Here is a 1,485-nt window from a genome sequence, read left to right on the forward strand (position 1 = left end):
GTTTCGTGCAGAGGAGTCCTGATATCTGGCTGTCAGGAGCCGTATGCACAAGAGGCTTCAAACCGCGCTGAATGGTGCAGTCGTCTTCTGAAAATGACAGTATATGAGCTAGGCTCGTTCTGGCAACCCTAAAGAGCCCTAGCGGGATAGTCCCCTGCTGTCGGTCATCTTGCGGCCCTGCTCGATGGTCAGCTCTCCCTTGAGCTTGCCTTGCCCGCCCACATAGTTGACTTCATAGCATTTGCCGACTACAGGCTCTTTACCTTGCAATCCCGCTGAAAAAATATTCTTGTCATGTTTAACTATTCCTTTCGGCCCGAATTGATAAACATGCGCCTGGTCAACATGCAAGACTTGCCCCCCATATTTCTGAGTCCTCATATTTTTAGCCGGGTTTATTGCCTCGTCTAAATAGTTAATGCCTTTTGGCAAACCAGACTCTGGCAATACCTTCATTGTCATCCAGCCAGGCTTTCCATCTTTCCCTGCTCCAGCGACAACAACATCAATTTGCCTTGAGTTATTCAGCACGCTTATTTTTACGCTGCCTTCTGGTTTAGCTATAAGGGGTCGTCTCAGAAAACGGAAAATAAAGCACGTTAAGCTCCAATTTCGCGCAGGTACTGGTACAACGTTTCGCGGCTGATGCCAAATTCACGGGCCAGCTTTGCCTTTTGCTCGCCGGCCTTGACGCGTTGCAGAAGTTCAGCGGCGCGTTCGGGCGAAAGCGCTTTCTTGCGGCCCCTGTATGCTCCGCGCTGTTTGGCGAGCGCGATGCCTTCCCTCTGTCGCTCGCGGATCAATGCTCGCTCGAACTCGGCGAACGCGCCCATGACCGACAACATCAAGTTCGCCATCGGCGAATCCTCACCGGTGAAGGTCAGGCATTCTTTGACGAACTCGATGCGCACACCGCGCCTGGTCAGCTTTTGCACAAGGCGGCGCAGGTCATCGAGGTTGCGGGCCAAGCGATCCATGCTGTGCACCACCACCGTATCTCCTTCGCGCACGAAGGCCAGCAGCGAGTCAAGTTCCGGGCGCTGGGTGTCCTTGCCCGATGCCTTGTCGGTGAATACCTTTCCGACTTCGACCTGTTCCAGTTGCCGCTCCGGGTTTTGGTCGAAGCTGCTGACCCGGACGTAGCCGATACGTTGACCTTGCAAGATGCCCCCAAACAGAAAAGTGTCAGGAATAAATCTATGACCTTGCGCAGCTTGTGCCAATAAATTAAGCGATGGAGTCTATCCGGACGTTTCTGGGTAGGCTGTCCTGACGTCCGGTTAGGGCATGCCTCAATCTGACGGTAGCGAGTCGCAGGCGTTCGGATCGGCATCGGTTTCGTTCCCTGTCTTGGCACGCGCTTCGAAGCGTTGATAACACTCCAACCGGTTCCGTTGCAATAAGGGGCATCTGTTAAAGTCGGCGATTTGATCGGGACGATTATCGATGAACGAGGCCTTACGCAAAGTGCTCAAGCGACTGCAC

The 1,485-nt window shown here is 53.6% G+C and carries 3 protein-coding genes; all 3 read right to left on the reverse strand.

The window, feature by feature from the left end; all coding sequences use genetic code 11:
- Nucleotides 1-138: 138 nt before the first annotated feature.
- The gene (locus tag V8Z74_RS26135; RefSeq protein WP_349712300.1) at nucleotides 139-531 is read right to left on the reverse strand and encodes a KfrB domain-containing protein; all 393 of its coding nucleotides are present in this window, start codon (nucleotides 529-531) and stop codon (nucleotides 139-141) included.
- Between the two features lie 68 nt (nucleotides 532-599).
- Nucleotides 600-1,163, reverse strand: coding sequence for a recombinase family protein (locus V8Z74_RS26140; protein ID WP_003799980.1), 564 nt, complete (start codon nucleotides 1,161-1,163; stop codon nucleotides 600-602).
- A 129-nt stretch (nucleotides 1,164-1,292) separates the two neighbouring features.
- Nucleotides 1,293-1,485 (reverse strand): DUF3330 domain-containing protein (locus V8Z74_RS26145; protein ID WP_349712302.1); only part of this gene is annotated, 193 nt, incomplete at its 5' end.

This window comes from Comamonas sp. w2-DMI (genome assembly GCF_040187735.1).
GTDB lineage: Bacteria > Pseudomonadota > Gammaproteobacteria > Burkholderiales > Burkholderiaceae_C > Comamonas > Comamonas terrae.